This window comes from Bacillus sp. WC2507, assembly GCF_052656125.1.
This window is the reverse complement of record NZ_JBQXPN010000001.1, coordinates 3,611,312-3,636,552: the sequence shown is the minus strand read 5'-3', so window position 1 is coordinate 3,636,552 and position 25,241 is coordinate 3,611,312. Positions and strand designations below refer to the sequence as shown.

Here is a 25,241-nt window from a genome sequence, read left to right as displayed (position 1 = left end):
AGGAACAGTCATATTTTTTAAAACGAGTAGCAGTTAAAGAAATGCCATTTTGCGTACTTTAGAGGTTTTAAGTGGATAAAAAAATTATAATAAGGGAGAGATATTATGATGGAAATAGGAAAGGAAATAAATAGTGAAAAGAATTACACAATAATGACCGTTGTATTATGTTGGTCGGGTATGGTAGTTATGTCTAGCTTATATGTAACAATCCCTTTAATTGCTCTATTTTCAGACCTTTTTAATGCTTCACTAGCACAATCTGCAGCTACAGGCAGTATATTTTCTGTTGGCTTTGCTATAGGTTGTTTGTTATTTGGGGCAATCTCTGATAAATATGGGCGAAAAAAAGTGATCTTCATTGGATTACTTGCTCTGTCGATTATTTCTTTTTCCTTAGGGTTTGTAGGGAGTTTATTTTGGCTTGTTATTCTTAGAGGATTACAGGGTATCGCAGCAGCTACATTTTCTCCGGTAGCGTTAGCCTACGTTGTAGAAATGTTTCCAGTAGAAAAAAAGGTTACAACAATAGGATTTGTTAGTACCGGTTTTTTAGTAGCTGGAATTGTAGGGCAGGTAATCAGTACGGTTGTTAGTCAGCATTTTGGATGGCATATGGTGTTCTTTCTTCTTAGCATTGTCTATATGATTACTGCTGTATGGGTTCATTATTCTCTTCCGAAAGGAGAGACATCTCAATCCTATACTGATATTTTGGGACCAATTAAACAAATGGGTAAAGTTTTTACACATAAAAGCTTAGTAATGAGCTATATGATTGCATTTGTTTTATTAATGGCTTTTGTTAATATGTTTACTGTTTTAGGGAATTATTTGAGCTCTCCTATTTACACTTTAACTGCAGAACAAATCCTTTATTTTCGCTTAGCAGGGCTGTTTGGTATGTTGCTGTCACCGATTGCGGGTCGTTTAACAAAGAGGTTCGAAGTAAGGAAAGTTCTTCAGGGGGGATTGTTGGTCGCTATTATTAGTCTAAGTGCAATGGGTTTTGTTTCATACCTGCCTCTACTTGTCATAATGAGTGTCTGTTTTGTAATAGGTATTGCTATATCAGTTCCGTCTTTAGTTTCTCTTGTAGGCCAATTAGGAGGAAAAGCAAGGGGAATAGCAGTTTCCATTTATACTTTTATTTTATTTTTAGGTACTAGTATAGGACCCATCATTTCTATTTATCTTATGAAAATAGGAAGTTATGCTCAAACGTTTATTTTATTAGGAATGATACTTTTTATTGGTTTTATAGCTTCTCTATTTATAAATGATGAACACGTATTTGATGATATGTAGATTGGATAATGAATGAGTGGAAAATCACTCAAATAAAGGAATGCGAGGATCTTTCGTATGCTCACATAATAAAATATGAACTTGCCCACGATGATGATAAAAATGCGAAAGAATTTCAAGTAACCATTCAAATCGAGAATAAGAAACACCCCAATAGGCAGTCATAACTTCTGCTAATTCTTCTGGGGAATAGGAAAGAAATGTTTTAGCGAGAAGATTGTATCCTTCAATCATTATTTGTTGCATGTACGCAATTGTTTCCGGTGTATGTTCGAAATAAAAGGTATGTAACTCTTTTTCCGTAATACCATTTAAAATGAGTAAATCTGCATGGCAAATAAGAGAAAGATGTGCACACATTTCAAATACTGATCGCTTCGAGTGAATGGGGTATATTTTTAAATCTTCTTCATTGTATTGGCTAAGCATTTGAATAGAAGTATCAACAGCAATTTGTAGTTGATGCAAGGCAGAGTGAACAAACATTGTAATTCTCCTCATCTCCGTATATAATAATTTCTTAAGAGTATTATATCATACTCAAAATTCCGAAAATTCTAGTAGTTTGACTAGCATATTGAAAAGTATTATATTGTAAAAGGTCATATGAAACGTGAAATAGAATGGAATGCAATTATTGAGTTAGGAGTTAGACCAATGAGTTTGAAATATGGAAGAGATACAATTGTTGAAGTGGACTTAAATGCAGTAAAACATAATGTAAAAGAATTTAAAAAACGTGTGAATGATGAAAATATTGCAATGATGGCTGCTGTAAAAGCGAATGGGTATGGTCACGGGGCAGTTGAAGTTGCGAAAGCTGCTATTGAAGCAGGAATAAATCAGCTTGCAGTTGCATTTGTAGATGAAGCGATAGAGTTAAGAGAAGCAGGAATAAACGTGCCGATTTTAATTTTAGGCTATACATCAGTAGCGGCTGCTGAAGAGGCAATTCAATATGACGTTATGATGACCGTTTATAGAAGTGAAGATTTAAAAGGTATAAATGAAATCGCAAACCGCCTTCAAAAGAAAGCGCAAATTCAGGTGAAAATTGATACAGGAATGAGTCGTATCGGTTTACAAGAAGAAGAGGTTAAACCATTTTTAGCAGAATTAAACCGTATGGAGTATGTAGAGATAGTAGGAATGTTTACACATTACTCTACGGCAGATGAAATTGATAAATCATATACGAATATGCAAACAAGCTTATTTGAAAAAGCTGTCAATGCTGCAAAAGAATTAGGAATCCATATCCCATATATTCATAGTTCAAATAGTGCAGGATCAATGGAACTTAGCAATACATTTCAAAATATGGTTCGTGTAGGTATTGGAATTTATGGAATGTATCCTTCAAAAGAGGTAGATCATGCAGTTGTTTCTTTACAGCCTGCGTTGTCGTTAAAATCAAAAGTAGCTCATATTAAACATGCGAAGAAGAATCGCGGTGTAAGTTATGGGAATACGTATGTAACGACTGGTGAAGAATGGATTGCAACTGTACCGATTGGTTATGCTGATGGCTATAATCGCCAGTTATCTAATAAAGGGCATGCATTAATAAATGGAGTTCGAGTACCTGTTATTGGCCGTGTTTGTATGGATCAGCTCATGTTAGACGTTTCAAAAGCAATGCCAGTACAAGTTGGTGACGAAGTAGTATTCTACGGTAAACAAGGTGAAGAAAACATCGCAGTAGAAGAAATTGCGGATATGTTAGGTACAATTAACTATGAAGTTACATGTATGCTAGACAGAAGAATTCCACGTGTTTATAAAGAAAATAATGAAACGACTGCTGTTGTAAATATATTAAGAAAAAACTGAATCGTTATGATTCAGTTTTTTTTATTTTTGACAAATGAAAAATGCTCTATTTGTACCGTGTGATTGAATGTCTTTAAAACCTACGGATTCTAGCGAAGAAATTATTTCTTCATTGGAATAACAAGCTTCTTCAAAAGAAAAGTCACTTCTTATCCAATTATTATCTATGTCATGTTGAAATAGTATAAAGTTCATGTCTGCTTTTTTATTTTCATTATCATATGTTGAATCAATCGTACAAACATGTTCATCCGCTGAAATATGAAATGAAGCACTCCAATTTTCAAGAAAGCCTTTTTCCATATTCATATCAAATACGAATGTACCTTTGCTATGTAATACGGAGTAAACATTATGAAAAACAATTTTTAATTCATCTAATTTCAAAATATGGTTTAAGCTATCGCCAGTAGAGATAACATATTGAAATTGCTCATTTATATTGAAATAGCGAGCATCATCAACGATAAAGGCTGCGTCTGGCGCGTTTTGACGTGCGTATTCAATCATTTGAGCAGAACCATCTATACCAGTTACTACAAAATTATTATCAATTAATTTCTTAGTAAGGTGACCAGTCCCGCAGCAAAGATCTAAAATATGAGAATGTGGTGGTGCATATTGTAAAACGAGTTTTTCCAAAAGTAGATAGGCGTGTTCAGCATAATGCCCCCAATGCTTATTATAGATGGATGCAAAAATATCATAATTAGAATAAATTAGTTTTTTAGACATATGTATTCACCTCAAAATTCATTACATTATAATAGTCATGCTTCGTTTTAATTTCAAAACCACATTGTGTATATAGTTTTAAAGCATTATTATTTTTCGTTTCGACGTCTAATTCAATTGTTGATACTCCTTCTGTAATAAGGGTATGTACCATATAACTAAGAATATCTTTTCCATATCCTTTACCTTGATAAGAAGGGTGAACGGCGAATCCTGATAGTGTAGTAGATTGCTCTTGCTCAGAAACTGTAATCGTTCCTATCACTTTTTCATCGATAAGTGCACTGTAAACTTGATGGAAAGGCGAATTCATCATCTTTTGTAACCATGTAGCGGTATTTTCTGCTGAATCTCCAAAGGCTTTACTGGAAATTTCAATAAGATCAAGAAGTGACTCTGAAGATGCAAAAGTAAGCTGTATAGTATTCTCTTTTGTTTTTTGCACTTCTTTTGCTTTGAACACCATACTATATTCACTATATAAATAGGGTAACTTCATATGTTTTGCAAATTCTTTCCCAGAAGCAGAATCCCCATTCATAATAAGAAGAGCTTCATCGGCCTCTCTTATTCGTATTTCTTTCATTGCGGTTTGTAAAAGAGTAGTGCCTATATGTTGTTTCCTATAGTTCGGATGAACAAACCCTATTAACTCCAGTTTTGTCGGTCTTTCAAAGTCATACATACTTAATGCACCGATTAATTGAGTATCGTCATAAAGTAGAAAATCATTTATCTCTTCTTTATTACGGGTAGTTAAAAAGTTTATATGTAAATCTGACGAGTATTCAATTTGATCGTGTTGCCCGCAATTATGAGCTAAATCTTTCATTTGCTGAATTTCGTTTGCTGTTAAAGATTTCTTTTGTTCAATATACATTTCATAATCCCTCACATTCATATTTAAAAATAGGATGGATGACTTAGCCACTTTTCTAACTCAACACTGCCCTGAACAGATAATAATCGATACAAATATCGATAGGGAGGTCTACATCCTTCAAGACGAGGAATGGGCATAATGGTTTCGTAACCTTGTTTAAAAGCATGAGCTTCCTTTTCTGTAAATACATATTCTAAGCCGATAAAATCAAATTCTCGAGGAGCAACTGCATAGGCTTCTGTATCTACTAAACCCGTAATAGTTGTACCATCTGATAAAAACTGAGTAGGGTCCATATCAATTAAAACGAGCGTCGCTTCCTTTGGTGCTGGTAAGGAAGAAAGTTGTTGTTCAAAAGTAGGAAATGCATTTTGTATGCTTTCATTATCAGAATAAAACATATTCACAAGCTCTTTACTCACATTTAAAATGTGTGATTGGAATTCCTCAAGTGTAATTTGGAATGAGCCTGACACATTTCCTATGTAATCGGCTTTAAATTTATGTATTTCTGCAAGCCCTTTTCCTAGACTGAATAAAGTAGTATCTGGTTGCCCGATAAAAGATTGAACTGTGTTACCTACTAACTTTTCGACCACAACGAATTCGCGGCCATTTAAAATATGTTTTTCCAATATTGTTGGGATGGGAAGAGTAGTATGTTCTTGCAGCAATGTATGTACAGTTTCTAGATGATATACGTTCCGTGGATCAATTCCAAAAAGGTTTTTGCATCCCCACCAAAAATCATTGTTTGGCTCTTCAGTCATTTTTGAGGAACGAACAATAACTTCTTCAGCTGCTGTTTTAACAAGAAACACATCACTTGCATGGTCTTCATAACCTGGATGTAAAGTTTGAACAGATAAAACAGGTGAAGTGAATAGTTGTTGTAGCATGAAGTTGCTCCTTTCTCTGTAAATTCTATAAATTAAGTATATAACATATCGTAGGTAAGAGTTACCGTTTTCAATTTCACATAAAAATCGTCAAAAAGGTGGAAAATGGGTTAATATAAATCAATTTCTTTGTATTTACGAAAAAAATTAGTTATGATAATACTAAGAAAATACATAAGTTTTGGGGGTAATGAATGAAGAAAGTATTTGAATACGTATTATTAACAATTGGATCAATTATTGTAGCGGGTTCATTAGAACTTATTTTAGCACCTAATGGATTAGTAGATGGCGGTGTAACGGCCATTGCTATTATGGCAAATAAAGTTGCTGGATTACCGCTTTACGGAGTGTTTTTAGGACTTAATATTCCTATCCTGCTTTTTACTGCAAAAGTAATGGGGAAGAAGTTCTTCATCCGTACATCTTATGCAAATGTTGTTACAACACTCGGCTTAATCTATTTAAAACCATTTCCGGCGATTACAACTTCTGAACTATTAATTGTACTTTATGGCGGAGTACTGTTTGGAATAGGCGTTGGGATCGTTGTTAAAATGGGCGGAGCAATAGACGGATCAGAAATGTTAGCAGTTTGGATGAACAAACATTTTAAAGTACCGATTAGTACATTTTTACTTGCTGTAAATGCAGTTATTTTCACATTTGTAGCGATTTTATTTTCAATCGAACAAGCGATGTTCTCATTAGCAATCTTCTATATTGTTACGAAGATGATTGATTTCATATTAGATGGTATTAATCAAGGAAAGAGCGTTATGATTATTTCTGGTAAAAATAAAGAAATAGGCGATCTACTTATGAAAGAATTGCAATTATCCGTTACGTATCTACATGGAGAAGGTGGTTTTTTAGGAGAACATAAGAGAATCATTTATTGTATTACAAACCGTTTCATTTATCCGAAAATGAAAGATCTCGTTCTCTCTGTAGATCCAACTGCTATAATTGAAGCTTCCTATTCAACAGAAACAACTGGTGTCAAACGTCCGGGAAGGGCAGCGAGATCAGAAAAATAGTGAATAAAAATAGCTCCACGTAAGTATAACTTGCGTGGAGCTATTCTTATTTAGCGAACCAGGCCTGTTTCAGTAATTTGACAACAATTTCGATACGATCCTCTGGAATACTGCCAAAACCGAACAATACATACGACTCCTCCCTTACATTATGAACAGAATCGTATGTGGAGAGAGGGTATAACTTAATACGTTCTTTTGCAGCTGCATGAATAAGTTCTTGTTCGTTCATCCCATTATGAACGTGAAGTACAATATGAAGTCCGGATTGTTCACCGAGTATATGGACGTTATTCCCCATTTCGTTTGTAATAGATTTAATTAAAGAAATATGTTTTCTTTTATATAACGTACGACTTCGGTTAATATGACGTTCCCAATCACCATTTTGAATAAAGGTGGCAAAGGTAAGTTGTTGCAGCGTAGAAACAGTTTGTTTAAACATACCACCAAGTTCTTCATAGACGCTTAAAAGGTGAGGGGGTAAAACGATATATCCCATTCGTAAAGAAGGTAAAAAAGACTTCGAGAAAGTTCCCATATAAATAACACGTTCATTTGTATCTAGTCCTTGTAAAGAAGGAATAGGTTTTCCTATATAACGGAATTCCCCGTCGTAATCATCTTCAATAATATAGCCCTTATAATCATTCGCCCATTTTAATAACTCGAGTCTTCTAGATAACGGCATAATGATTCCAAGTGGAAATTGGTGAGATGGAGTGACATATGCTACATTGCAACCCGATTCACGTAAAGCGGAAATATGAATCCCTTTATCATCTAAAGGGATGGGGTGGACGGTAAGACCAGAACTTTGAATCATAGCAGGTATACGGTGAAAACCAGGGTTTTCGATTCCGTATTCTTTTTTTGGGCCAAGTAGTTGAAGGAGTAGCCAAAGAAGAGGCTGCGTACCTGCTCCGATAATAATTTGATCAGGTGAAGAATGTACCCCGCGAGCATGATATAAATACTTTGAAATATGTTCTCGTAGAACGAGCTCACCTTGTGGATCTTCTTTAGCAAATAATTCATTTTCATACTGAAATAAAGTTTCGTGTATTGCTCTTTTCCAGTTTGTTATCGGAAAAGCTTTTTGATCAATAAGCCCTTGACTACAATCATAATCATATTGTTCGTTTTCTTTATTGTTAGCACTGTTTGACGCAATTTGCTGTTTCTTTTGAATGACATCAATATCAACTTCTGCAACAAAAATCCCGCGTTTCGGTTTGCTTTCTACATACCCTTCAGCTAGTAATTGTTGATAAGCAGATTCAACTGTAATACGGCTCACATTAAGTTGCATAGCTAAATTTCTGTGAGAAGGAAGGCGTGTACCGGCACATAGTGATCCATGAGAGATTTCTCGTTTCATATATTCGCAAATCTGTATGTAAATGGGTGTTTTACTTTGTAATACTAATGGGATAGTAAGATTCATTCGTAGACGCTCCTCTTTACACTGGCCTTATAAAAAAGAATAGAACTGTCACTTAAGCTAAGGGCAGTCGCTTTCTATAATGATGATATAACATTTAGAAAATTTTATAAATAGTAAGGGGAGAATCATAATGAATATTAAAGTAGTAGTAACAGAAGAGGATTTACATGATGTATTTCCCGTATTACAGCAATTACGAACGAAACTTTCAAGAGAAGAAGCGAGTTCTTTATTTCAAAAAATGAAAGAAGAAAATTATAAACTACTCTCGTTACGGGATGAAGATGAAGAAGTTGTGAGTCTAGCTGGTGTAGCGATTTGTACGAACTTTTATAATGAGAAACATGTTTTCGTGTATGACCTTGTAACGGCAGAAGCTCACAGATCAAAAGGATATGGTAAAGTTCTGCTGTCATATGTAGAAAAATGGGGGAAAGAAAAAGGGTGCAGCTCTATCGTTCTTACATCTGCGTTTCCGAGAATGGATGCACATCGTTTTTATGAAAGAGAGGGCTATGATAAAGTAAGCTATTCTTTTTATAAAGAGTTATAATACTAAGTAGGTTCCGTGTGTGAAAATATATGGAACCTACTTTCTTTTCCAGATTTGAGCTAGGAACAGGCCTAGTAATATAATTTGTCGAATATTAGAATTTAACAAGGAAATGTTGAATTTGGAGAATGTTAGGGGCGTTTATATTTGGAAAAAATAAAGAAATTATCGATACCAAATGATGTAAGAGTCATCATTATTTCTGATATTAATGGGGAATTAGATCTTTTTAAAGAACTACTACATAAAGTTAATTTTAAAGATGAGGATTATTTAATTATTAATGGTGATCTTTGTGAGAAAGGAAGAAATAGTATTGGCGTCGTAAACTATGTGATGGATCTAGTAGTTAGTAAGCCAAATGTTTATGTAATAGAAGGGAATTGTGAAGTTGTAGTTGAAGCACTTGTAAATGAAAACCCTGCGCTAATACATTATTTGTGTACGCGAAAGAATACAATTTTTAATGAGTGGCTAGGGCAATTGAACGTTACCGTTAATGAAGAAAGTGATATTCGTGAAGTGAAAAACATATTGATGGGCCATTTTTCAAAAGAAATAAAGTGGCTAACAGAATTGCCAACAGCGATTGAAACAGAAGATTATATCTTTGTACATGCTGGCCTTGAAGATAGAGAGGATTGGAAAGAAACAGAACGAAAAAATGCGATAGCAATGCCGGAGTTTTTCAATAAATTACATAGATCAAATAAGTATGTAGTTGTCGGTCATTGGCCTGTTGTGAACTATTCTGATGAAGCCCCATCTAACAATCCAGTTATTGATCAGGAGAAAAAGATTATTGCAATTGATGGGGGAAATGCGATTAAAGAGGCAGGGCAATTAAACGCATTTATCATTCAGAGGAAGCTAACAGGTGATACGTTTTCTTATACATATGTAGACTATTTTCCAGAGTATGAAGTAATAGCAGATTTTCATGCTGATGCAACAATGCAGGGCGGGGTAACATATCCGTACTATTACATAGAGCCGCTGGAGAAGATGCAAGATTACACAATGTGTAAGCAAAAGGAAACGAATACATTACTCTCTGTGAAAAATGAATATATTAGGCAACTTGATTCAGGTGAATACACAGTGAAAACTGATATTTCTTGTGCACAAATAAGCGTAAGCATAGGGGACATTGTTTCTCTCATTGATAACAGCTGCTCGGGATATGATTTAGTTAAAAGAGATGGAGTAGAAGGCTGGATAGAGAAAGGTATTTTAGTTGAGATAGAAAAGATGAAATAGGAGGTATGGAGCCTCCTATTTTTTTATTATCTTTTTATATGAGTAGATTGCTTGCTGTCTTTCATAAGTAAGTAAATCGTACTCGGTAAAATGACAAGCGTCATTCCTAAAAAAATTGTGAGTATAGCATAACCTCTATACGGAGCAGGAACGATAAATGGAAGCCCGGCTAGAAAAATACCTGCTATCATCATTGAAATACTACAAATATTCGAAGCTCTTTTTTCGAGGTGCTTATCATTCCATTCCAATGAAACTGTTGATTTAGTCGTATCAATTTTGGAACTGAAATAGCCTATTAATATAAATAAAAGCCCTAATGCTAAAAATATTAAATGATCAAGAGGAAGTGAGAAGCCAAGAGCGAGGAGGGCAATGACCATATCGACAAAAAATAAAAATAGTAAAATTGTGTTGCTGATCCAATGGAGGAATTTCTGGTTACTCACTGCTTTAGATAAAGCTAAAAATAAAAAGAATAAGAAGGAACATATAATTATATTTACGATAACAAAGGTGCTTTTATCCATTGTTGATGTAGGCGTTCCATTGAAGTCCCATTTCGTAACAATACTTAATGGTAAGAAGAAATAGAGAATAATATTTGTCGTAATAATAGTGAGAAATAAAGCAATACTAAATCGATTATTCATTGAATCACCAGCTTTCTACATGAATAATTGGTATCTTATAACAAAATTATACAATACAATAAACGATATTTGTTTTGATTTTTCTGAAAAAACATTATAATTATATATGAAATAAAGAGGATTGTAGGAGGAAATTATGCAAAACGTAATAGTAAAAGGGGATAAAGTTACAATTCGTACAATTGAAGAATCAGATATAAAACCATTATGGAATCTCGTATTTAAAGAAGAAAATCCAGAATGGAAGAAATGGGATGCACCATATTTCCCGTTCTCAATGCAAGAATACCCGTCTTATAAAGAGAAGATGGAAACTCGTTTAAAAGAAGAACCACTATCAAATTTAATTATAGAACATAACGGTCAAATCATTGGGACAGTCGGGTTTTATTGGGAGTATAAGCCGACGCGTTGGTTAGAGATGGGGCTTGTAATTTATAATCCAAATTATTGGAATGGTGGCTACGGTACAGATGCGTTAACGTTATATCGAGATTTACTATTTGAAAAGATGGAGATTGGTAGAGTAGGAATCACGACTTGGTCTGGTAATGAACGAATGATGAAAGTAGCTGAGAAAATAGGAATGAGTTTAGAAGGTAGAATGCGCAAATGCCGATACTATAACGGAACGTACTATGATTCTATTCGAATGGGAATGATTCGTGAAGAATGGGAAGCGCTATGTGTAACGAAGGGGTGAGGAAGTATATACGTTATTATTGCTACATTTGATTGCGAATTTACTAATAAAATTACAGAATTGCAAAATGAAATAACAAATATCATTGGCACAAATCAATTAGCCGGAGTAGAACCTCATATTACATTAGCTGATTACAATGAATTAGATGTTCATTTATATACGGAGAAATTAGAGGAGTTTGTAGCTGTTCAAGAGAATATGGCTGCAATAACTTTTCCTTCTGTTGGAATTTTTCCTACTAACGGAACGATCTTTCTGGCACCGACCATTACCGATGGATTGTTAAGACTTCATCATTCTTATCATGATTATTTTAAAACTTTTCATGATAATTTAAATTCATATTACGTACCAGAAAAATGGGTTCCGCATTGTACGATTGCAAATAGGTTACATGCAAATCAGTTTTTAAGTGTAATGGAATATATATATGAAAAATTTGATGTTACAACAGCTTCAATTGAGAAATTAAAATTAATTAAAGTGAATTATGAAAATGGTTCTGCCATTTCTTCTAGTATATTAGCAGAATATAATTTAAAGAGAATGGAGACAACGAGATGACATATGTAATTAGAGAAATGAAGCAAGAAGATATTCATGCTGTACAATCAGTAGCGAAAATAGCTTGGCATGATACATACGAAGGCATTATTCCGAGAGAGATTCAAGACAGTTTTTTAGACGAGGCTTATTCTGATGAAAAAATGCAATATCGTCTTGAAAATACACATTTATTCGTTGCGGAAGAAGAGGGAGAAGTAATTGGCTTTGTGAATTTCTCACCTGTTAGACTGCAAAATGAAGCAGAATTAGGTGCGATTTATTTGTTACCAGATCAGCAAGGGAAAGGAATAGGAAGTGCTTTATTACAAAAAGGGCTAACGGCATTAAAAGGAATTCGGAAATTATACATTCATGTAGAAGCAGCGAATGAAAAAGGAAAACGTTTTTATGAAGCGAAAGGTTTTGCACAATTAGAGGAATTTGAAGAAGATTTTGAAGGACATATGATGAAGACAGTAAGGATGGTTTTATACGTATAAGGAGGTCTAGTAATGAAAATTTTTGATTTTAGTGAAAAAGTGGGAAAACAAATCTCAGCATTTCAATCTAATTTCATAATGTCGAAAATATTAAACCATAAAGGAAATGTACATATCGGTGCTATGCATTTACAAGAGAATGGAGTAATCGGATATCATGAAGCAGTTGTATCGCAACTGCTTCTTATTGTGGACGGAGAAGGGTATGTATGCGGAGTAGATAAAGAAAAAGTGAAGGTGGAAGCGGGACAAGCGGTATTTTGGGAGAAGGGCGAATTTCATGAGACGAGTACGGAAAATGGATTGATGGGAATTGTTATAGAGGCGGAGAGTCTTGAACTAGCTATATTAATGCCTATTAATAAGGAGAGTTGTGAAAAATGATAGAGAAGGCGAATCGGGAAGAAACGGACGAAATAATACAATATGCAGCTCAATCGCTTTTTGAAGGAACGAGGGGTAATTGTCAGTTAAGTACAGAGAAAGCAATTGAGATTACAAGGCCGATTGTAGAAAAGGGATCATATTATTTAGTCGTTAAAGAAGAAAACAATGTAATGGGGTGGATATTAATAGGGGAAAATACGGACTATTTTTCTCATGAAAAACTAGGGTTTATATACGAATTGTATGTTTTTCCAGAGTACCGCGGGAAAGGGTTGTCAAGAAAGTTAATGGGGGCTGGTATTAAGGAATTACAAAAGAATTATTCAGAAATTCGCTTAAATGTATTTGCAGGAAATTTTGCGAAAGAGATGTACGAAGAATTTGGTTTTGTTGAAAGACAGGTAATTATGACTTTGAAGTGAGCAAAATATTGTGAGTGGGAGAAGGGAAAAATGAAAAGAGAAAGAGAATATGTTGCGTATTTGCAAATGGTGTATCCGGCATTACAAATAGAATCAACTTACATAAATGAGATAGGACAAAATAATGATGTATTAATTGTAAATGATGAAATAGTATTTCGTTTTCCTAAATATGAAAAAGGCATTGAAAAACTTCGACTAGAAACAAAGTTGTTAGAGCGATTACAATCCTTTATTACACTTCCGATTCCTTATCCGTTTTGGGGTGACTAATAATGACAAGAAAGCTTTTAGAGCTGGAATAGCCCAATATGTTTAAAAATTAGATTGGTGAAAATGAAAAGTCAGTGGAGAAGGGGAAATATTGATTTAGTGAACACTTTATTGCTGGGATTTAAAATGGATAAGTCCTTAAAGACATATGGAATAAAAGGTTTTCTTTAAATTTATAGTAGATTTATAGAGTATGCCTAAAAAACACTAAATTAGTATTATATAATATAATGTTATTATAGTAAAAGAGAAATTTTGGAAAAATATCATTTTTTTGTTTAGAAATTTTTAAATTATTGATATAATCAATTTGTAGAATTGATTTTTGGTTAATTTTACTATTTTTAAATTTTAAGGGGGATTTATTTATGGCAGGACAAATTCGCATGTCACCAGAGGAGCTTAAATCGAAAGCGACTCGATATGGACAAGGTGCAAATCAAATTGAGGACATTTTACGTCAACTACAAAACTTACAAAATGAATTAAGAGGAGAATGGGAAGGTCGTGCTTTCGAAGGTTTTGATCAACAGTTCAATCAATTAAAGCCAAAAGTACAAAACTTCGCACAGCTATTACAAGAAATTAATATGCAGCTTAATAAAACTGCAGAAGCTGTTGCAAGACATGACGAAGATCTTTCTCGTAATTTCGGTCTACAATAAGACAGATAAAAAGAACTATATAATTTAGCCATGCAACCATACGTTGTATGGCTAAATTACTTTAAAACTAGAGTAAGATACGAAGTCTTTAACTTAATAGACTCGCAGTCGCAGGAGTGATAAGTAGTGAAAAAGTTCAAGTGGAGCATCTTGTTGTTTATTATTTTAGCTCTTGTGTTATCAACAGGGGTCTCCTATTTAGCGTTAAATCAAAATGTTAAGAAAGCAAATGAGAATACCACGCAAAAAATGACAGTTGCATTGGTAAATGAAGATCAAGGTACTGTATTTGAAGGTAATAAAATAGCGTTTGGAGATCAATTTGTTAAAAATGTAAATAAAAATACGAAACAAGAATGGTACGTAGTAAGTCGTGGTGTAGCAGAAAGTGGTTTAAAAAATAATAATTACAATATGATGATTGTAATACCTAACGATTTTTCTAGAAAAGCTGTTGCGATTGATTCAGAACTTCCAGAAAAATTAACATTAAATTACAAAGTAAATGCAACTGGGAATAAAGATTTGAAAGCTGAGGCAGAAAATACAGCTTCTGCTATTTTAGAAGATTTTAATAAGCAAATCATCGACGTTTATTTTGCAAGTGTTATCGGTAAGTTGCAAGGTGCACAAGATAATATAGGTAAAATAATTGAAAAAGGGACCAATCAAACGACTATGTATAAAAAAGATGTACATAGCCCGTTGGCAAATTACACAAACCAATTTAAAACGGTACAAGATTACACTGGTATTTCTGTTAATAGTTTTAAAGGATTCCAAGATGTTTTAAAAGGCTTTGGTCAAGCTTTAGATGAAGGGAATAAATCTAATAATACGTATTTAGAAGGATTTAATAACTTTCAAAAAATACAAACGGATAATAATCTGTTAGCGAATAATTTTACAAATCAATTTAATCAGTATATGAGTGATATGAATTCAGGCGATGTTTTAAAGCAGTTAAGCGCATTAGAATCTGCGAATAAAATTATCGCAAATCAATTTACGCTTTCAGAGAAAGATCCTAATATTTTAGCTGATGCTTCAACAATTCAAAAGTATTTAACAGATGTAAAAAAACAAGTGTCAGAATATGATACAGAACTTGCAGGGAAGTTAGAAAGTGACATGCAAGCGACGATCCTTAAACGATTACAAAAGTCTATTTCAAATGATGGACAACATGAAGTAGTTATCAATTCGTTAATGAAACAACCAGATATTCGAATCAAGCAACAAATTGAAAATTTAATTACGAAGTTGCCTAGTTTGAAAATGGAAGAAATCGTTCAAAGTGATTTGCCTGATGTAACGAAGTTACAACTGAAAAACGTAATCCAATTTACGAATAAATATAATAAAGAAAATAATTTTAATTATGACCCAGTCAATAAAATATCTTTAGGAAATTCAATTAAAGAAGTAAAAGAAAGTTTGGCTAAAGATGGAATTACATTCAGTGATACAGCGAAAGTAATTGGAATGGATTCTTCGCAAACTATGAATATAACTATTCCTAGTGGCTTTGAGTTATATGGTAGTACAGATTCACTATTAATTGATGGTGTGGACCGTACAAGTGAATTTAAACAAAACGGATCAATTGTAATATCAGCACGTAATGAAGGAGATTTGAAAATTAGCCTTCATGTGAAGTTAATAGATCCAAGTATCAATATAGATGTTTTCTCTCCAGTAACGTGGGAATGGAAATTGAATGGTAATTATGAGAAAGAAACTAGTACTGGAAAAGAAGAACCTAAAAAAGAAGAACCAAATAAAGAGAATGAAGGAACAAAAACAGAAAATAGCAAGGTAGAAAATGTAGTTAATCAAACGCAGTATGGAATAATGCCACTAGTAAACACTGTTAAAAAGCCTATCATTCAAAAGACAGAACAGAGTAATAACAACCCAGAAGGCGGAACGGGAACAGATAACGGAGGAAACCCAGGAGGCGGAACAGGGACAGATAACGGAGGAAACCCAGGAGGCGGAACGGGAACAGATAACGGAGGAAACCCAGGAGGCGGAACGGGAACAGATAACGGAGGAAACCCAGGAGGCGGAACAGGGACAGATAACGGAGGAAACCCAGGAGGCGGAACGGGAACAGATAACGGAGGAAACCCAGGAGGCGGAACAGGGACAGATAACGGAGGAAACCCAGGAGGCGGAACGGGAACAGATAACGGAGGAAACCCAGGAGGCGGAACGGGAACAGATAACGGAGGAAACCCAGGAGGCGGAACAGGGACAGATAACGGGGGAAACCCAGGAGGCGGAACGGGAACAGATAACGGGGGAAACCAAAATCAAGGTGGTGGCTCAACAGTTATTGAACGTACAAATAATTATATTGTACATCAAAAAACTGAGAAGTTAACAGATAATACCTCTAATGTATTAATTAAAGAAGCAGTCGAGACCGTTCAAAGTTATCAAGGATTATTGAGTCTTTATCAAATGTATTATGGGATTGATTTAAGAACAAATGATGTAGGCCCTAAGCTTGAAGAGGGAAGTTTAGATACGATTGCGACTGATCATTCATTGTATTATATGTTAAATAAACAAAGTGTAATTGATTTAATTTCAAATCTTGTTTCAGCTAGTATTACGAGTGAAGTAAAGCAAGATATGATGGGTTTAAAGCAAAAAATAGACTCTTACCAACAACTCATTACTAGTGCAGATCAAAATTCAATGCTATTAGCAGAGAAGTTAAATGAAACGATGCAGCAAGCAACTAGTATGAATCAAAATTTAGGAGAGTATGTAAAAGGTTTAGCGAAATGGCGTGAGAGTAGCTTAAAGTTAGCTGAAGAACAACAAGTATTAACGACTAATAATGCAGGTGAGCAAACAGCTGTACTATCGTTAGACTCTGGTATTAAATCTTTAACGATGCAAACTCAGTCATTAGTAGAGAGTTCAAAGCATAGTTTAGCGACATCAGATGATGTGTATAAAACATTTGACCAAATTAATGGACAAGCAAAAGAAATTCAAGACAGCGGAACGACAATTGTTTCGAAAGCAGATTCCTTATTAAATGATTTTACGAAGAAAATGGAAGATGATAAAGCATTCTCGAAAAACTTTACGAAGATTTTGGCGAATAGTCGTATTGGAGATCGTCAAAATGAGATGCTATATGAGTTTTTATCTAGTCCAGTTCAGAAACAAAATGATGGGGTAATTGTAGCTGGAAATGCTTTTACACCATACTTAATCGTATTAACTTGCTTCATTGTTGCGTTATTTACGGCATATGCAATTGCGAATCAAGAAAAGAAACGAACACAATCAGATCATTTTGAAGAGAGATTCTCTTTAATTGATATGAATGTACCAACTACAGTAGTAGCATTTGGAATATCGATTGTGGAAGGGATCAGTATAGGAGTCATCTCAGGCCGTCTTTTAAAATTCGGTCAGGATCAAAGTTTACTATGGATTGCGTTTATCACAATCATAATGATGGCGTTCGTATTAGTTTCAACATACTTACTACGACAAATAAAAATGGTAGGGATGTTTATCTTATTAGTATTTTTAAGTATGTATCTATTTTTAACTGAAGCAGTTGGAAGTAAAGTAGACCAAATGTCTTCTGTAGGTAAATTGCGTCAATTTTCACCGCTTCAATATATAGAAGGTTTTCTAAATGATTTTATTAGCGGTAAAGATACAGGGAAAGTTATTTTTATCGTATTGTTTGTAATTGCCATTATAGGATTAGTTAGTAATCTATTTGTATGGCACAAGAAATGGGAGGAAAAAGAAGTAAATGATCAAACAATGGAGCATAGTGGTTAGGTTATCATTTATTTGTTTCCTTTTACTGTTTGTCGCGCTACCGATTAGGAGCGCGGCGGACAGTTATCTTGGTGATGATGGGAAAATTCAGTTTAAAGTAGACCGCTTTGAAGATAAAGACCAAGAAAAAAATAAAAAGGAACATAAGGAAACAGAATTAGATAAAGCATCGATTGAGTTGTTTAACGAAGAAGTAGAAGAAGAAATTCAGAAAAAGAAAAAGAAAGAACAAAAAGAGATGGAATCCTTAAGAGATTCTCTTTTTATAAAACAAAAAGAAAATAATCGTGTTAAAGATACGAAAAATAGTTTGTTTAGCAGTGAATACGTTGTAAGAAAAAGCGCTGATGAAGTAGCAAGTAATCAAACAATGAATGAAAAGCCAATCAGTACAACAATAATCATATTGTTAGGCGGCAGTGTTTTACTTATTTGCATCGGTATTTATACGGTTCTTCGGAAAAGTTGGAGGTAAAGTGATGGCAATACAAACGCATATTAATGTAACGGTAGATTTTAGTAAATGGAATGGAAATACATATGATTTGCGTATTCCGAATCATCAATCTATTAAATATTTATTGAAAAACTTATTAGATACGCTAAAGATTGATAATCATGAAGGTTCACATTTTGTAATGAAAGTGAGAAATAAGTCAATTGTTTTAACAGATAATGATCGTTTAATTGATCATCAAATAACAGACGGAGATATTTTACAAGTTTTATAAAGAATATTTCTTACTTTTAGTTTTTTGAAAATAAGTTATTACTGGTTATAAAGAAAAGGAGAAGAGGATAAACATGACGGAAAAAACAATTCAAATTGATGCAATGAACTATCAATTTCAAATAGAAAAAGAAAATTGGAAATTGGAGATGACAAAATCTCAAACACGTATAAAAGATTTCCGTCAATTCGATATAATTACGGGCGCATCATCTGACTTTGTACCATTAACGATAGAAGAAATGGATGATATGTTTACGTTTCTATTTCAAGTGGACAAAAATTTATATAAGTGGGACGATCTTAGCCGTTTTGGAAGAAATGAGAAATTAAGACTGCTTCGAAATGTTGCGCAATTTCGTAAATATTTAAATAAACGAATTACGTTCTTTTTACATCCAGACAATATAGTTTTTAATGCGAATTTAATGCCAAGTATTATACATAGAGGAATTCGAGATATTGTTCCACCAACCCCGTTGTTAGAAGAGCAATTTTTAACGCAATACAAGTGTCTAATTATTGCTTTATTCTCCGAAAAGCACAATTTTGATGATTTATATGCTGGGTTACTAAAAGATGCAAAAGAAACAACATTTGAACAGACAGTTGCTCAAATGGAAAGTTTAGATGCATTACTGCAGTTTCTTGATGACAGCTTTGAGAAGGAACAAACAAAAACAGAAAAAAATATGCAGTTAGTATCTAAAAAGAGCTATAAATCATTTAAATACTTAGCTTTTTCCTTCATAGCGGCGACAGTTATTTTAGCTGCTCCTTTAATATATTTCACTTTTATAAAATTTCCTTATCAAAATAAGTTAATAGAAGCAAATGCGAGTTTCATAGCAACTGATTATGACAAAGTAATTACGCAATTAAATGAAGAGGAATTTGAATCATTACCGATTGCATCTAAATATGAGTTAGCATTTGCATACATTACGGCTGAAAAACTAGGTGAAGATCAAAAGAAAATGATTATGAAAAATATTAGTTTGAAAAGTGATGAAAAGTATTTGCTGTATTGGATGTATAACGGAAAAGGTAATTTTGATAAATCATTAGATTTAGCTAAGACACTTGATGATCCTCAGCTTATTATATACGGCCTTGTTAAACAAATTGAATCGCTGAAAAATAATCCGGATTTATCAGGAGAAGAGCGTGATCAAAAATTAAAAACATATGAGCAACAATTAGATGAATATGAAAAGAAATATGGCAAATCATCAAACGATAAAGACTCGTCGAACACAGAGAAGAAAGAGTAAGCAAGGACTTGATGAGACAGTTGAAAAGGAGCAGTGAACACGGATGGAGCAACTATTAGTATTGACTTATGGAGACAAAATATATAAGTGCACATTACATCCAAATGAGCAATCAATAGTGTCGATTGGAAAAGAGTGGACAAATGATATTACGAATCCAAGTTTAGAACAAGAAGTAGAGTTAAAGTGGAATAATGAAGTAAATGCTTGGATGGTACAAAATCAATTAATAGAGTTCAATAAGGAATTTGAGATTGGAAAAACTAAAGATGTGAGCTTGAAAATCTTTATCTCTATTATTGGTACAACTAAAGTGTTTGATATCGGAACGAAACATTCTCTTACATTAAGTCAAAACAGTTATGATGATATTTCTATTACCGGGACAAATGTAGATTTAATGCTATCTCGTGAAACGTTGTACGATTCTTTTAAAGTAAACGTATATGAAGGGGATGTATTTCATAATTATACGAAGCTAAAAGATAGCGCTATGTTAGAAGCAGGAGACGTATTATATTTTGATGGTGCTTTAGTAGAGATAGGCAGTGAAGATATTCAAGTATTGTCTTCAGAAGAGAACGTTAAATCTACGTTACCTATTTTAGTAGAATCCGAAACGAATTATCAAAGTGGTTATCCAGACTATCATCGTTCACCACGTATTATTTACCGTGAACCAGAAGAGAAAATGACAATTGCAAAACCTTCAAGTATGCCGTCAAAACCGACTGAGCATTTGGCGAGAATTATTGCACCTTCTCTTGTCATGATTGTCGTAACAGTATTACTTGCAATCTTTATGAAATATGGGATGTTTATTATTGCATCGATTGCGATGACATTAGTAACGATTATTGTATCTGTCACATCTTATATAAAAAATTTAAAGCAATATAAAATCGACATTGTTGAACGTGATAAAAGTTATAGAGCGTATATCAAACAAAAAACGAAAGATTTACATGCAGAAAGTGAAAAGCAGCGTCATGCATTACAATATCATAATCCAAATGTTGAAGTTATACGTAATATGGCTATGCAAGTAAATCCACGTATATATGAAAAAACAATGCTACATCATGATTTCTTAACATTTAGCGTTGGAACAGGACAAGCTAATACAAGTTTTGAAATCCAATTTAATGAAGAAGAATTTAGTCAAACGAAAGATGAATTAATTGATATAGCACGTGAACTAAGACAGCGTTATCTATCATTGGAAGATGTACCTGTTGTAACAGATTTGATAAATGGACCGGTTGGCTATATTGGACAACGCTCTTTAGTGTTAGAGCAATTACAATTATTAGTTGTACAAACCGCATTATTCCATAGTTATTATGACTTGCAGTTTATTACTATTTTTCCTGAAGAAGAAAAAGAAAAATGGGATTGGATGCGCTGGTTACCTCATGGAAGTGTTCGCGATATAAATGTACGCGGATTTGTATATCATGATCGTAGCCGTGATCAAGTGTTAAATAGTTTGTATCAAATATTAAAAGAACGAAAATTAAAACTAGATGAAAAAAGTTCAACGAATGAAAAAATGTACTTTGCACCGCACTATGTCGTTCTCATTACAGATGAAAAACTAATACTAGACCATGTTGTTATGGAATTCTTTAATGATGATCCGAGTCAATTAGGTGTATCACTTGTATTTGTACAAGATGTTATGCAAAGTTTACCGGAGCATGTGAAAACGGTAATAGACATAAGAGATGCAAAACAAGGGAACATCATCTTAGAACAGGGAGAGCTTGTAAACCGTCAATTTAAATTAAATCACGTACCGAAAGGGTTCAATTTAGAAGATGTTTCACGAGCATTAGCACCGTTAAATCATTTGCAAAACTTAAAAAATAGTATCCCAGAAAGTGTAACATTTTTAGAAATGTACGGTGTTGAGAAAGTAAAAGAACTGAATATCACAAGTCGCTGGGAGAAAAATGCTGCACATAAATCTTTAGCTGTACCACTTGGATTACGTGGTAAAGAAGATATCGTAAACTTAAACTTACACGAAAAAGCACACGGACCACACGGGTTAATAGCAGGTACAACAGGTTCAGGTAAGTCGGAAATTATACAATCGTATATTTTATCTCTAGCAGTCAATTTCCATCCTTACGAAGTAGCCTTTCTACTAATTGACTATAAAGGCGGCGGTATGGCGAATTTATTCAAAAACTTACCGCATTTATTAGGAACAATTACGAACTTAGATGGAGCACAAAGTATGAGAGCGCTCGCATCAATTAAAGCTGAATTACAAAAAAGACAACGATTATTTGGAGAAAATGATGTAAACCATATTAATCAGTATCAAAAACTGTATAAAGAAGGCTTAGTAAGTGAACCGATGCCACATCTATTTTTAATTAGTGATGAATTCGCGGAACTGAAGTCAGAACAGCCAGAATTTATGAAAGAGTTAGTTTCAACAGCGCGTATCGGACGTTCACTCGGAATTCATTTAATATTAGCTACGCAAAAACCGAGCGGTGTTGTAGATGATCAAATTTGGAGTAACTCGAAATTCAAACTGGCATTGAAAGTTCAAAATACGTCAGATAGTAATGAAATTTTAAAAACACCAGATGCTGCTGAAATTACATTGCCAGGACGTGCCTATTTACAAGTTGGGAATAATGAAATTTATGAACTATTCCAATCAGCTTGGAGCGGAGCAGACTATGTAGAAAACAAAGAGGATAAAGAACATTTAGACGCAACAATCTATGCAATAAATGATCTAGGACAATATGAAATATTAAGTGAAGACTTAAGTGGACTTGGTAGTAGTAAAGAAGTAATAAGCGTACCATCTGAACTGGATGCTGTTATTGACTACATTCACGATTACGCAGAAATAAATGAAATTGAAGCGTTAGCTAGACCGTGGTTACCACCACTTCCAGAAAGCGTATATTTACAAGACTTACACGCTATTCAGTTCAAAGAAGCATGGACGAAAGAAAAGAAACCATTAAAAGCAACAGTTGGTCTACTAGATCAGCCTGAATTACAATCACAAACACCATTAACACTAGATATTAGTAAAGATGGACACGTAGCAGTCTTCTCAAGTCCAGGCTACGGAAAATCAACATTCTTACAATCAGTCATTATGGATGTAGCTCGTCAGCATAGTCCGGAGCATTTGCATGTGTATTTATTAGACTTCGGAACGAACGGTTTAATGCCACTAAAATCTTTACCACATGTGGCAGACATCATTACATTAGACCAAGTTGAAAAATGCGAGAAATTTCTTCGTCACATAGAAGACTTATTAAAAGATAGAAAGCAATTGCTAAGTAAATATGGAGTTGCGAGTCTTGAAATGTATGAGAGAGCTAGTAAAGAAGTATTACCAACAGTATTAATTACGTTAGATAACTATGATTCTGTTAGAGAAGCTGGATTTGTCGAAGACTTTGAACGCATTATTGCACAAATTGTACGTGAAGGGGCAGCAGTAGGAATTCATTTAATGCTTACGGCTACACGTCAAAATGCATTGAGAGTACAAGTAAATACAAATATTAAACTACAAATTGCTCTATATATGATAGATGAGGCAGAATCTAGAGCTATTGTAGGAAGAACAGAGTTAAAAATTGAAGAATTAGCAGGCCGTGGTTTAGTTAAAATTGACGAACCAACAATCTTCCAAACAGCTTTACCGACAAATGGGGAAGATGTACTTACTCGAATTGAAAATATACAAGCTGAAGGAAAAGAGATGGATTCCTTCTGGGATGGAGAAAGACCGAAAGCAATTCCTATGGTACCTGAAGTTCTGGAATACAAAGAATTCATTGCATGGCCAGAAACAAGAAAAATTATTGAAGCAGGCAAGCTAACATTTGGTGTAGAAACAGAAAGCGTTACGCCTCTCGAATTAGATTTAACAGAAGCGGCTAATATTGTTGTAGGGGGGATTAAGAAAGATGAAGTTGAAAATGTAGTTCATCAATTCCTTCAACAGTTAGCTGACAGTGGACACTTTGACCTAGGTTTAATTGATACAAGAACACGCAATTTCTCAAACTATAGAGAGAGCGCTGCTTTATATGTAGCTGAAAAAACAGGAATTGAGAAAACGATTAAACAAGTTACAAATGCTTATAAATCAAGAGAAGCGGCGTTTAAAGAGGAACAGGAAGCATCAAGTGAAACAGTGAACCCGGCAGAATTTATTAAGAAATTTAAGCCGATTGTAATCGTAATTGCAGATGTAAATGATATTTTAAGTAATTTAGAAGATAGCGATATATATAGTTTAGCGGAATTAATAACAAATGGTGCATTTATGGGCATCCACTTCGTAATTGGCTGTGATGTTGATTCAATTGACAGTCGATACGACCTAGTTTCAAAAACAATAAAAACGCAATCTCATGTTATTTTACTTAGAAAATCATCAGGCCAAATGGTCTTCGATGTATCTAATAAAGATTTAAGTAGTACAAAATTAAATCCATTTGAAGGGTATTTTGTTGAAAATCGTTTTGCTACTAGAATTAAAGTGCCAACTATTTAAGGGGGGATTTGCATGGGGATAGAGGAATTAAATAGTCAAAAATCTGGTTTATTAAGTAGTATAAGTCATCAACAAGGGCAATTGGCTGAATTACAAATGAAACTACGAAGGCTAATAACTGCTAAGGGGAAATTTGTAAATAATCTTGAAGCAATTAAACAAAATCAAGAGCAGTTTAAGTCTTTAGAAATAAACGAGAGTAGTTGGAAAGGGCAAAGAGCAACTACTTTTAAAGAAACGTATGAACAACAAGTCATTTCGAATTTAGGGAAGTTTATTGGAGAACTAGGAAGAGTGCAAGAAGACATCGATCAAGCCATACGGCGGCTTGAAAGAGAAATCGCTACATGTGAGTCTAGTATTCTTTCTTTAAGTAGAAGTGTTTCAATGGTTGACGCTAGTATTCAAGTAGAAGTACAGAAGGCGGGGAAATGATAAATGGGGGAAATTAAATTAAATAAAGGGGTATTTGATGCGAAAGTAAGTGAATTGAAAAGTGGTGCTAGTGATTTAGGGAAAACGAAATTTAATGATATGAAGTTGAGTCGTACGAATTTGACTAGGCTGATTCAGTATTGTGAAGCAATTGAAAAGTTATCTCAAAAGGTGCAGCAATACGAACAGATATTGGAAAATGACTTAAATAAAATACAAAAAACTGGGGAGAAAATAGTCGAAAAAGACGAACAACTTGAGAAGCAATTAAGGATTGGTTCAATTCATCATGCTATGAAAAATTAAAATAGG

The 25,241-nt window shown here is 33.9% G+C and carries 25 protein-coding genes; 19 read left to right on the top strand and 6 right to left on the bottom strand.

Annotated elements, in window-relative coordinates:
- Positions 1-108: 108 nt before the first annotated feature.
- Positions 109-1,308, top strand: coding sequence for an MFS transporter (locus ACUN28_RS19255; RefSeq protein WP_016088190.1), 1,200 nt, complete (start codon positions 109-111; stop codon positions 1,306-1,308).
- A 24-nt stretch (positions 1,309-1,332) separates the two neighbouring features.
- Here ACUN28_RS19255 and ACUN28_RS19250 read toward each other — a convergent pair whose 3' ends face one another.
- A complete protein-coding gene (locus ACUN28_RS19250) occupies positions 1,333-1,794 on the bottom strand; it encodes a DinB family protein (protein ID WP_016088189.1) in 462 nt (153 codons plus the stop codon).
- A 171-nt stretch (positions 1,795-1,965) separates the two neighbouring features.
- Here ACUN28_RS19250 and alr point away from each other — a divergent pair, with 171 nt between their 5' ends.
- Positions 1,966-3,141: an alanine racemase gene (alr, locus tag ACUN28_RS19245; RefSeq protein WP_016088188.1), complete on the top strand. Its 1,176-nt coding sequence runs from the start codon at positions 1,966-1,968 to the stop codon at positions 3,139-3,141.
- 21 nt (positions 3,142-3,162) lie between these two features.
- Here the strand turns inward: alr and ACUN28_RS19240 are convergent, their stop codons facing one another.
- From ACUN28_RS19240 to ACUN28_RS19230, 3 genes are read right to left on the bottom strand one after another with little or no spacing between them, the layout of a single operon-like run.
- Positions 3,163-3,876 (bottom strand): class I SAM-dependent methyltransferase, encoded by a 714-nt coding sequence (locus tag ACUN28_RS19240; RefSeq protein WP_016088187.1) that lies wholly within the window; start codon positions 3,874-3,876, stop codon positions 3,163-3,165.
- The gene (locus ACUN28_RS19235; protein ID WP_016088186.1) at positions 3,869-4,756 is read right to left on the bottom strand and encodes a GNAT family N-acetyltransferase; all 888 of its coding nucleotides are present in this window, start codon (positions 4,754-4,756) and stop codon (positions 3,869-3,871) included. The genes ACUN28_RS19240 and ACUN28_RS19235 overlap by 8 nt, the downstream gene beginning before the upstream one ends.
- Positions 4,757-4,779: 23 nt before the next feature.
- Positions 4,780-5,658 carry a hypothetical protein gene (locus ACUN28_RS19230; RefSeq protein ID WP_016088185.1) on the bottom strand — a complete coding sequence of 293 codons (879 nt, stop codon included), beginning with the start codon at positions 5,656-5,658 and terminating at the stop codon, positions 4,780-4,782.
- Positions 5,659-5,852: 194 nt separating this feature from the next.
- On the opposite strand from ACUN28_RS19230, the gene ACUN28_RS19225 reads away from it, so the two are divergent.
- A complete protein-coding gene (locus ACUN28_RS19225; RefSeq protein ID WP_016088184.1) occupies positions 5,853-6,698 on the top strand; it encodes a YitT family protein in 846 nt (281 codons plus the stop codon).
- Between the two features lie 46 nt (positions 6,699-6,744).
- On the opposite strand, the gene pdxR is transcribed toward ACUN28_RS19225, so the two are convergent.
- On the bottom strand, positions 6,745-8,145 hold the full coding sequence (gene pdxR / locus ACUN28_RS19220; RefSeq protein WP_445423410.1) for a MocR-like pyridoxine biosynthesis transcription factor PdxR: 1,401 nt from the start codon (positions 8,143-8,145) through the stop codon (positions 6,745-6,747).
- Positions 8,146-8,275: 130 nt separating this feature from the next.
- Between pdxR and ACUN28_RS19215 the strand changes: the two genes are divergently transcribed.
- Both ACUN28_RS19215 and ACUN28_RS19210 read left to right on the top strand, forming a co-directional pair.
- Positions 8,276-8,698 carry a GNAT family N-acetyltransferase gene (locus tag ACUN28_RS19215; protein WP_016088182.1) on the top strand — a complete coding sequence of 141 codons (423 nt, stop codon included), beginning with the start codon at positions 8,276-8,278 and terminating at the stop codon, positions 8,696-8,698.
- Between the two features lie 147 nt (positions 8,699-8,845).
- Positions 8,846-9,958 carry a metallophosphoesterase gene (locus tag ACUN28_RS19210; protein ID WP_016088181.1) on the top strand — a complete coding sequence of 371 codons (1,113 nt, stop codon included), beginning with the start codon at positions 8,846-8,848 and terminating at the stop codon, positions 9,956-9,958.
- A 26-nt stretch (positions 9,959-9,984) separates the two neighbouring features.
- On the opposite strand, the gene ACUN28_RS19205 is transcribed toward ACUN28_RS19210, so the two are convergent.
- Positions 9,985-10,611, bottom strand: a complete 627-nt coding sequence (locus ACUN28_RS19205) for a DUF1648 domain-containing protein (protein ID WP_016088180.1) — start codon at positions 10,609-10,611, stop codon at positions 9,985-9,987.
- A gap of 136 nt (positions 10,612-10,747) precedes the next feature.
- On the opposite strand from ACUN28_RS19205, the gene ACUN28_RS19200 reads away from it, so the two are divergent.
- From ACUN28_RS19200 to ACUN28_RS19135, 14 genes are all read left to right on the top strand, one after another.
- The gene (locus ACUN28_RS19200) at positions 10,748-11,314 is read left to right on the top strand and encodes a GNAT family N-acetyltransferase (RefSeq protein WP_016088179.1); all 567 of its coding nucleotides are present in this window, start codon (positions 10,748-10,750) and stop codon (positions 11,312-11,314) included.
- A gap of 6 nt (positions 11,315-11,320) precedes the next feature.
- Positions 11,321-11,881 (top strand): 2'-5' RNA ligase family protein, encoded by a 561-nt coding sequence (locus ACUN28_RS19195; RefSeq protein ID WP_033659674.1) that lies wholly within the window; start codon positions 11,321-11,323, stop codon positions 11,879-11,881.
- The gene (locus ACUN28_RS19190) at positions 11,878-12,363 is read left to right on the top strand and encodes a GNAT family N-acetyltransferase (RefSeq protein WP_016088177.1); all 486 of its coding nucleotides are present in this window, start codon (positions 11,878-11,880) and stop codon (positions 12,361-12,363) included. The genes ACUN28_RS19195 and ACUN28_RS19190 overlap by 4 nt, the downstream gene beginning before the upstream one ends.
- A 12-nt stretch (positions 12,364-12,375) precedes the next feature.
- A complete protein-coding gene (locus ACUN28_RS19185) occupies positions 12,376-12,747 on the top strand; it encodes a cupin domain-containing protein (protein WP_016088176.1) in 372 nt (123 codons plus the stop codon).
- Positions 12,744-13,172 (top strand): GNAT family N-acetyltransferase, encoded by a 429-nt coding sequence (locus tag ACUN28_RS19180; RefSeq protein WP_016088175.1) that lies wholly within the window; start codon positions 12,744-12,746, stop codon positions 13,170-13,172. Before ACUN28_RS19185 ends, ACUN28_RS19180 begins: the two co-directional genes overlap by 4 nt.
- A 30-nt stretch (positions 13,173-13,202) precedes the next feature.
- Positions 13,203-13,445 (top strand): hypothetical protein, encoded by a 243-nt coding sequence (locus ACUN28_RS19175; RefSeq protein ID WP_016088174.1) that lies wholly within the window; start codon positions 13,203-13,205, stop codon positions 13,443-13,445.
- A gap of 368 nt (positions 13,446-13,813) precedes the next feature.
- Entirely contained in the window at positions 13,814-14,110 is a 297-nt protein-coding gene (locus tag ACUN28_RS19170; RefSeq protein ID WP_000918601.1) for a WXG100 family type VII secretion target, read from the top strand.
- A 126-nt stretch (positions 14,111-14,236) separates the two neighbouring features.
- Positions 14,237-17,935 (top strand): type VII secretion protein EsaA, encoded by a 3,699-nt coding sequence (esaA, locus tag ACUN28_RS19165; protein WP_445423409.1) that lies wholly within the window; start codon positions 14,237-14,239, stop codon positions 17,933-17,935.
- A complete protein-coding gene (gene essA, locus ACUN28_RS19160; protein ID WP_016088171.1) occupies positions 17,907-18,410 on the top strand; it encodes a type VII secretion protein EssA in 504 nt (167 codons plus the stop codon). The genes esaA and essA overlap by 29 nt, the downstream gene beginning before the upstream one ends.
- A 4-nt stretch (positions 18,411-18,414) precedes the next feature.
- Complete coding sequence (locus ACUN28_RS19155) at positions 18,415-18,666, top strand: EsaB/YukD family protein (protein ID WP_001007573.1); 252 nt, start codon at positions 18,415-18,417, stop codon at positions 18,664-18,666.
- Positions 18,667-18,739: 73 nt separating this feature from the next.
- Positions 18,740-19,939 carry a type VII secretion protein EssB gene (gene essB, locus ACUN28_RS19150; protein WP_016088170.1) on the top strand — a complete coding sequence of 400 codons (1,200 nt, stop codon included), beginning with the start codon at positions 18,740-18,742 and terminating at the stop codon, positions 19,937-19,939.
- 43 nt (positions 19,940-19,982) lie between these two features.
- Positions 19,983-24,494 carry a type VII secretion protein EssC gene (gene essC / locus ACUN28_RS19145; protein ID WP_445423408.1) on the top strand — a complete coding sequence of 1,504 codons (4,512 nt, stop codon included), beginning with the start codon at positions 19,983-19,985 and terminating at the stop codon, positions 24,492-24,494.
- 12 nt (positions 24,495-24,506) lie between these two features.
- On the top strand, positions 24,507-24,929 hold the full coding sequence (locus ACUN28_RS19140) for a YwqH-like family protein (RefSeq protein ID WP_000510565.1): 423 nt from the start codon (positions 24,507-24,509) through the stop codon (positions 24,927-24,929).
- Positions 24,930-24,932: 3 nt separating this feature from the next.
- Entirely contained in the window at positions 24,933-25,235 is a 303-nt protein-coding gene (locus tag ACUN28_RS19135) for a TIGR04197 family type VII secretion effector (RefSeq protein WP_016088168.1), read from the top strand.
- Positions 25,236-25,241: the final 6 nt, after the last annotated feature.

Bases quoted from the DNA above. Each gene is read 5' to 3' on its own strand.
- pdxR (WP_445423410.1), bottom strand. From the start codon at position 8,145: ATGAATCTTACTATCCCATTAGTATTACAAAGTAAAACACCCATTTAC.
- ACUN28_RS19250 (WP_016088189.1), bottom strand. From the start codon at position 1,794: ATGTTTGTTCACTCTGCCTTGCATCAACTACAAATTGCTGTTGATACT.
- ACUN28_RS19240 (WP_016088187.1), bottom strand. From the start codon at position 3,876: ATGTCTAAAAAACTAATTTATTCTAATTATGATATTTTTGCATCCATC.
- ACUN28_RS19185 (WP_016088176.1), top strand. From the start codon at position 12,376: ATGAAAATTTTTGATTTTAGTGAAAAAGTGGGAAAACAAATCTCAGCA.
- essC (WP_445423408.1), top strand. From the start codon at position 19,983: ATGGAGCAACTATTAGTATTGACTTATGGAGACAAAATATATAAGTGC.
- ACUN28_RS19255 (WP_016088190.1), top strand. From the start codon at position 109: ATGGAAATAGGAAAGGAAATAAATAGTGAAAAGAATTACACAATAATG.
- ACUN28_RS19235 (WP_016088186.1), bottom strand. From the start codon at position 4,756: ATGTATATTGAACAAAAGAAATCTTTAACAGCAAACGAAATTCAGCAA.
- essB (WP_016088170.1), top strand. From the start codon at position 18,740: ATGACGGAAAAAACAATTCAAATTGATGCAATGAACTATCAATTTCAA.
- ACUN28_RS19155 (WP_001007573.1), top strand. From the start codon at position 18,415: ATGGCAATACAAACGCATATTAATGTAACGGTAGATTTTAGTAAATGG.
- ACUN28_RS19230 (WP_016088185.1), bottom strand. From the start codon at position 5,658: ATGCTACAACAACTATTCACTTCACCTGTTTTATCTGTTCAAACTTTA.
- ACUN28_RS19170 (WP_000918601.1), top strand. From the start codon at position 13,814: ATGGCAGGACAAATTCGCATGTCACCAGAGGAGCTTAAATCGAAAGCG.
- alr (WP_016088188.1), top strand. From the start codon at position 1,966: ATGAGTTTGAAATATGGAAGAGATACAATTGTTGAAGTGGACTTAAAT.
- ACUN28_RS19190 (WP_016088177.1), top strand. From the start codon at position 11,878: ATGACATATGTAATTAGAGAAATGAAGCAAGAAGATATTCATGCTGTA.
- ACUN28_RS19205 (WP_016088180.1), bottom strand. From the start codon at position 10,611: ATGAATAATCGATTTAGTATTGCTTTATTTCTCACTATTATTACGACA.
- essA (WP_016088171.1), top strand. From the start codon at position 17,907: ATGATCAAACAATGGAGCATAGTGGTTAGGTTATCATTTATTTGTTTC.
- ACUN28_RS19225 (WP_016088184.1), top strand. From the start codon at position 5,853: ATGAAGAAAGTATTTGAATACGTATTATTAACAATTGGATCAATTATT.
- ACUN28_RS19135 (WP_016088168.1), top strand. From the start codon at position 24,933: ATGGGGGAAATTAAATTAAATAAAGGGGTATTTGATGCGAAAGTAAGT.
- ACUN28_RS19175 (WP_016088174.1), top strand. From the start codon at position 13,203: ATGAAAAGAGAAAGAGAATATGTTGCGTATTTGCAAATGGTGTATCCG.
- ACUN28_RS19200 (WP_016088179.1), top strand. From the start codon at position 10,748: ATGCAAAACGTAATAGTAAAAGGGGATAAAGTTACAATTCGTACAATT.
- ACUN28_RS19180 (WP_016088175.1), top strand. From the start codon at position 12,744: ATGATAGAGAAGGCGAATCGGGAAGAAACGGACGAAATAATACAATAT.
- ACUN28_RS19140 (WP_000510565.1), top strand. From the start codon at position 24,507: ATGGGGATAGAGGAATTAAATAGTCAAAAATCTGGTTTATTAAGTAGT.
- ACUN28_RS19215 (WP_016088182.1), top strand. From the start codon at position 8,276: ATGAATATTAAAGTAGTAGTAACAGAAGAGGATTTACATGATGTATTT.